The organism is Mesorhizobium sp. LEGMi-168a, from assembly GCF_058312955.1.
On record NZ_JBZEGV010000067.1, the window covers coordinates 1 to 5,936 of the forward strand.

Below are 5,936 nucleotides of genomic sequence, written 5' to 3' on the forward strand. Positions count from 1 at the left end.
TGCGTATTTCGCAAAAGCCGGACGGGGATTCCGCTAAGTCGCGGACAGGCGTTTCACCAAGTCCCGGACAGTTTGGCGGCGGTGGTCCTCGGGTGCCAGGTTGTCGTCATGGGCGATTGATTTCGCCGTTCTCGGCGCTGGTCAAGAGGGGCACCGCCTTTTGCTTTCGCATGCTGTCGCCCTGGAGCACGATGCGGTGGGCGTTGTGCACGATCCTGTCGAGAATGGCGTCGGCGACGGTGGCGTCGGCAATCAGGTCATGCCATTTGGCCACCGGAGCCTGGGCGGTGATGATGGTGGATTTGCGCCGATAGCGTTCTTCGACGATTTCGAACAGATGAAAGCGCTGTTGGTCGGTGAGGCTGTGGGTTCCGAAGTCGTCGAGGATGAGCAGTTGCGCGCGGGTGAGCTTGTCGATGAGGCGCGGGAAGCGGCCATCGAGGCGGGCGAGCGCAAGGTCCTCGAACAGGCGTGGCGCGCGCACATAGAGCACGGAATGATCAAGCCGTGCCGCTTGCCGGCCGAAGGCGCAGGCCAGCCATGACTTTCCGGTTCCGGTCTGACCGGTGACGATCAAGTTCTCATGCGCCCTCAGCCATTCACCTTGGGCGAGCGCCATGGTGCTGCGCCGGTCGAGCCCGCGCGGCGTGGCAAAGTCGATGTCCTCGATGCAGGCTTCGGGAAAGCGCAGCCTGGCTGAGGCGAGCCGGTTCTTGACGCGCTTATCGGCGCGCATAGCGACCTCACGGTCGAGCATCAGGCCGAGCCACTCGTCGCGGCTGAGCTCTTTGGCGTTGCTCTGTTCGGCCAGTTCGCGCCAGGCGGCAGCCATGCCGGCCAGACCGAGGGCCTGCATCTGATCGAGGGTTGGATTTGTCAGCATTCTTTCTTCCTTTCCTTCACTGGTAATAGGTGGAGCCGCGGATGTTGGCGTGCGGCGGTGTCGGCTTTGCCGGCTCTGCGGAGTTGGCCCGGTCGAGGCCGGCTTTGAGAATGGCGGTGACGGAGGCATAGGTGATCGCGTTGATCAGCAGCGCCCGCTCGCAGGCGGCGTCGAGGCGCTCCGGCCCGTAGCGAACTGCCAGCGACAGGATGCCCATGGCCGCGCGGTATCCCTGTTCCGGATGTGGCCGGTCACGCATCATGCGCTCGACGAGGATGGCGGCGTTGGGGCCGATTTTGGCGGCCCGACCGATCAGGCTCGCCGGCGTGGTGTTAGCGTAGCGCTGATGCGCCTTGGGCATGTGTTCGTTGACGGTGACATGGCCAGAACGCTGCGAGCGACGGACATGGCTGGCGACACGCTGGTGATCGTAGAAGATCTCGACAACTCGGTGCGTGAGCCGCACCTGGACGGTGCGGCCGATCAGCCGGTGCGGCACGGAGTAGAAGGTCTTGTCGACCTCGACATGGTAGTCGGGATGCACCTTCGCCGATTTCCATTCCGCGTATTCGAACGGCACCGCCGGCAGCGGCCGCAAGGCTGTCCGCTCGATCTCCTCGAACAGTTCGCGGCGGCTTTTGCCGACAAGGCGCATCGGCCGGTTGTTCAGTTCCTCGAGCAGTTCGGCGATCGCCGCATTGAGCTCGGCCAGCGAGAAGAAAGTCCGATTCCTGAGCCGGGCCAGTATCCAGCGCTCGACGATCAACACCGCGCCCTCGACCTTGCCTTTGGATAAAGCCGTCAACTGCAGCCCGTATAGGGACGACCGGCCTCACGGTCCGCATTACCCACCCATTCCACCCGCTTAAAGGCCAGACCTTCGACATGATCGGCCGCAGCCCGCATTGGGGCGACGACCGGGTGATCTACCGGGCTCCGGACGGGACCTTGCCCACGATTGCTGCCGCAATGACGGACATGGAGCAGCCTGACGCATTCCGGCGCGTCGCGGCCGGGCGCGCGGCGTTCCGGACGGTCGACCTATTGGATTTGCTCACGCTGCTGGATCGGGTCTCTGCGCCAGCGGAGGCGGAAGATGCGTAAGGTTAAATACGCCGCCTGTGTAAGGCAAATTACGCCGCAACGCCTCCTCGGATGCCGCATCAATGCCCAGAATTGCAAGGTTTGTCTCGGGTATCGTGAAGAGACCTTGTTTGACGCCTCATCAGGTAAGGCGTATTTATATTTACGAATCAATTTGGATGATGGTCATGGCGAAGCAAAAGCCGAGACGACGCGACCCAAAGGCCGAGGCCTTGGCCCGCGACGGCGCACTCAACCCCCACCCCGAGGCCGTGCGCGACACGCTGTTTGCCGGCAATCCCTTCTTCGATGCCAGGGACCTTGTGCAGGTCCGCTACGAGATGGTGCGCCGCCATCAGGCCGATCGCGTGCCGATCAGCGATGTCGCCAGCGCCTTCGGGGTCTCGCGGCCAACCTTCTACAAAGCTCAGAGCGCCTTGGCCGACCAGGGCCTCGCCGGGCTGGTGCCCCGGCAGCGGGGCCCAAAGGGCGGACACAAGATCTCCGCCGAGGTCCTCGCCTACATCGACCAACTCAGGACGACGAGGCCCGACCTCACCGTGCCGCAACGCGTCGACGCTATCGCCACACGCTTTGGCGTCAGGGTGCACCGGCGAAGTCTGGAGCGGGCCATGGCGCCCAAAAAAAAACCACTCGATCTGCCTTAACCGTCCGCGCGGCCAGCCTCGTCGGCCCATACGAACAACTGCGCGCCGCGGTGCTCAGCGCCCGGCTGATCACCGGATCAGGACTCGTAACCCTGCGCCGCCAAGGCATGGTCGCCTGGATCAAGGCCGCAACGACAACACCCAACTTTACGCCGCCTTGCCCGGTACATCGCCCCCCGTCGGCAGGCGCGATCGTCACCAGCGAGCTCACCCTCATCCTTGCCAGCCTTGTTGTTACGCTAACCGCGGAGCCAGCACATGCCTGACCTCAAAGTCACCGCCGATCACCTTCGGCGCGACGCCTACCTCTACATCCGTCAGTCTACGCTGCGACAGGTCGCCGAGAACGGCGAGAGCACGCAGCGACAGTATGGGCTGCGTGATCGCGCCATTGCCGCCGGTTGGCCGGTCGAACGCGTCCACGTGATCGACTGCGACCTGGGCAAATCGGGATCCAGCGCCGTTGCCCGCGACGGCTTCCAGGAACTGGTCAGCGAAGTAGCCCTCGCCAAGGCCGGGGTCGTCATGGGGCTGGAGGTCTCGCGCCTGGCCCGCAACTCCGCCGACTGGCACCGGTTGCTTGAGCTGTGCGCCCTGACCAGCACCCTCATTCTCGATGAGGATGGCGTCTACGACCCGGCCAGCTTCAACGACAGACTTCTTTTGGGTTTGAAAGGAACGATGTCGGAAGCGGAGTTGCACTTCCTCAAGGCGCGCATGCGCGGCGGCCAACTCAACAAGGCAAGCCGCGGCGATCTGAAGATAGGGCCGCCAGTGGGCTTGGTCTACTTGCCCGATGGCACCCTCGCACTCGACCCGGACGCCGAGGTGCAGGCCGCGCTCCGCATGGTGTTCACGACCTTCGAGCGCCTGAGCAGCGCAACCAGAACCGTCAAGTTCTTCCTCGACGAAGGCATCCTGTTCCCGCGACGACTGCGCAAGGGACCGCACAAAGGCGAACTCATGTGGGCGCCGCCACGGCACGCCCGCATCCTCCAGGTCCTGCATAATCCGAGATATGCCGGCGCCTTCGTTTACGGTCGAACGCGTGGACGGCCCCGGCCGGGCGGCGGCGTCTCTCAGATCAAGGTGGATATGGCTGACTGGCGGTTCGTCATGCCCGACCTGCATCCGGGTTATATCGACTGGGAGCGCTTCAAGGCCAACCAGGAGCGTCTCGCCGCCAATGCACAAGCCTATGGAATGCAGCGCCGCGCCGGGCCGGTCCGCGAAGGATCCGCCTTGCTCCAAGGCAGAGTTCTCTGCGGCCTTTGCGGCGGGCGCATGGGCGTCCATTACAGCCAGGAGCACGGTCAGCCTGTCCCGACCTATATCTGCCAGGAGACTGCCACCCGCCGTGGCGGCAAGGTCTGCCAGTCCGTGCCCGGCAAAGTCGTCGACCCGGCGGTGGGTGCATTGCTTGTCGAGCTGATGACGCCGATGACCCTTGAGGTCACCCTGGCGGTGCAGCGCGAGCTTGAGGCACGCGCCGCCGAGATGGACACGTTGCGCCGACAGCATGTCGAGCGGACGCGTCATGACGCCGAGCTCGCCCGGCGCCGCTACATGAAGGTCGATCCCGACAATCGCCTCGTTGCCGACACTCTTGAGGCCGAGTGGAATGAGAAGCTGCGGCTCCACACCGACGTCGTCGAGGACTATGAACGACGCGCGCCCGAGGAAGCCGCTGCCCTCGATGCCGAGACGCAGCAACGCGTCCGCGATCTTGCCGAGCAGTTCCCACGGATCTGGAGCGATCCCCGCATCGATGTCCGCGAGCGCAAGCGTATCCTGCGGCTGCTGGTCGCCGACGTCACCCTGGTCAAGGCCGAGACGATTACCGCAAACGTGCGACTATCCGGCGGGGCGACCCGCACCTTGACGCTGGAGCGGCCTTTGCCGATCGCCCAAATCCGCAAGTTCAAGCCTGAGCTCGTCGCCAAGGTCGACCGCTTGCTCGACCGACATTGCGATCGCGAGATCGCCGATATCCTCAATGAAGAGGGCCTGCGAACCTGGGAGGGCAAGCCGTTCAATCTCAAGAAGATCGCCTTCATCCGTGGAGCTTACAACCTGCCCAGCCGCCGCCAGCGCCTGCGCGATTATGGTCTGCTCACCACGCAGGAAGTGGCCGAACACTTCGCTGTCGCTGAGACCACGGTGCATCAATGGGGGCGCCAGGGGCTCATCACCAAAGTCTGCAGCGACAGTCTCAACCGTGGTCTGTGGGACATTCCTCTCGACCTCGAGATCATCAAAGGCCGCCCGGGCCGAAACGCCGTTGCCGCCCGCCGTGCCTCAATTACCGTGCCATCAACCGAACAGGACTCACTATGAAACAATCGCCTTGTCGCGCGGCTTTCGGCTGCGGGTCGGCAGGATCGTGGTGTCGTAATGCTCGGCCATCGCGGCAAAGGTCGCGTTCAGCGTCGGCTCGAACCATAGCGCCTTGGCGACGCCTGCCTTCAGGTTGTCGCAGACGATCGCCTTGGTGACCCCGCCGAAGAAGCTGAGCGCCCGTACCTGGCCGTCGATCCAGTCCGGCAGCTTCTGACTGGAGCTGGCAAAGGCGAAGGTCAGGTTGGAGGCGCCCAGCACCGCGACAAAAATCTGCGCCGAGCAAATGACGCCGGTCGCCGGATCGATCACTGGCACCGTCTGCCCGGCATAGTCCGTCTGCATCACCGAGCCCGCCGAATGCCGGTTGCGGAACGTCGGGCTCGCCTGCTGCCGGAAGGCGGCGAACCGGTCGCAGAACCAAGTGAAGCCGTATCCGTCGGGATGGGTGGCGCGATATTCCTGCCACAGAAGTGTCAGCGTCACCCCCTCGCGCTTCAGCTCCCGGGCAACCAACGCCCAGTCCGGCTCGCTCAGGTCTTGCGGCGGACGGCCCATCCGGTGAAACAGACGCCGTTCCAACGCCGCATCGTCGTCGTAGCTCGGCGGCAAGGGCCAGCACGACAGCCCCGCCTCCCGCGCCCGCAGCAAATAGGTCGAAACCGAGGTCTTGCCGATCTTCAGCCGCTCGGCCACCTCGCGCACCGAAAGACCCTGTTCATGGGTCAGGCGCAGGATCGTCCGGATGTCTCTCACGCTCGTTCGTCTCGCTTGCTTCCGTCTTGGCATGGCCCCTCTCAACGTCTTCATGAGAGGCCAAACTGCCAGAACGGCGCAGCCGAGAACCGACCGTCAAATCCGGCCCGGAAAGTGTCCGGGACTTAGCGGAATCGCTGTCCGGGATTTAGCGGAATTGCTGTCCGCGACTTACCGAAATCGGTGTCCGGGACTTACTGAAACACGCA

General features: G+C 64.0%; 4 protein-coding genes and 2 pseudogenes. 3 read left to right on the top strand and 3 right to left on the bottom strand.

The genetic code is table 11. The annotated features are described in order from the left end of the window. Positions 1–106: 106 nt before the first annotated feature. Complete coding sequence (istB, locus tag AC4FWB_RS33710; RefSeq protein WP_491030536.1) at positions 107–883, bottom strand: IS21-like element helper ATPase IstB; 777 nt, start codon at positions 881–883, stop codon at positions 107–109. A gap of 16 nt (positions 884–899) precedes the next feature. Then, a pseudogene (locus tag AC4FWB_RS33715) lies at positions 900–1,673 on the bottom strand (Mu transposase domain-containing protein); the annotation flags it as partial. A gap of 53 nt (positions 1,674–1,726) precedes the next feature. Here AC4FWB_RS33715 and AC4FWB_RS33720 point away from each other — a divergent pair. The 3 genes from AC4FWB_RS33720 (at position 1,727) to AC4FWB_RS33730 (ending at position 4,971) form a co-directional block, all read left to right on the top strand. Beyond that, positions 1,727–1,987, top strand: coding sequence for a DUF5372 family protein (locus tag AC4FWB_RS33720; protein WP_491030539.1), 261 nt, complete (start codon positions 1,727–1,729; stop codon positions 1,985–1,987). A gap of 167 nt (positions 1,988–2,154) precedes the next feature. Beyond that, positions 2,155–2,634 (top strand): helix-turn-helix domain-containing protein, encoded by a 480-nt coding sequence (locus tag AC4FWB_RS33725; RefSeq protein WP_491030537.1) that lies wholly within the window; start codon positions 2,155–2,157, stop codon positions 2,632–2,634. Between the two features lie 258 nt (positions 2,635–2,892). After that, positions 2,893–4,971, top strand: coding sequence for a recombinase family protein (locus AC4FWB_RS33730; protein ID WP_491030538.1), 2,079 nt, complete (start codon positions 2,893–2,895; stop codon positions 4,969–4,971). Here the strand turns inward: AC4FWB_RS33730 and istA are convergent. Then, positions 4,972–5,760 (bottom strand): annotated as a pseudogene (istA, locus tag AC4FWB_RS33735) (IS21 family transposase); the annotation flags it as partial. Positions 5,761–5,936: the final 176 nt, after the last annotated feature.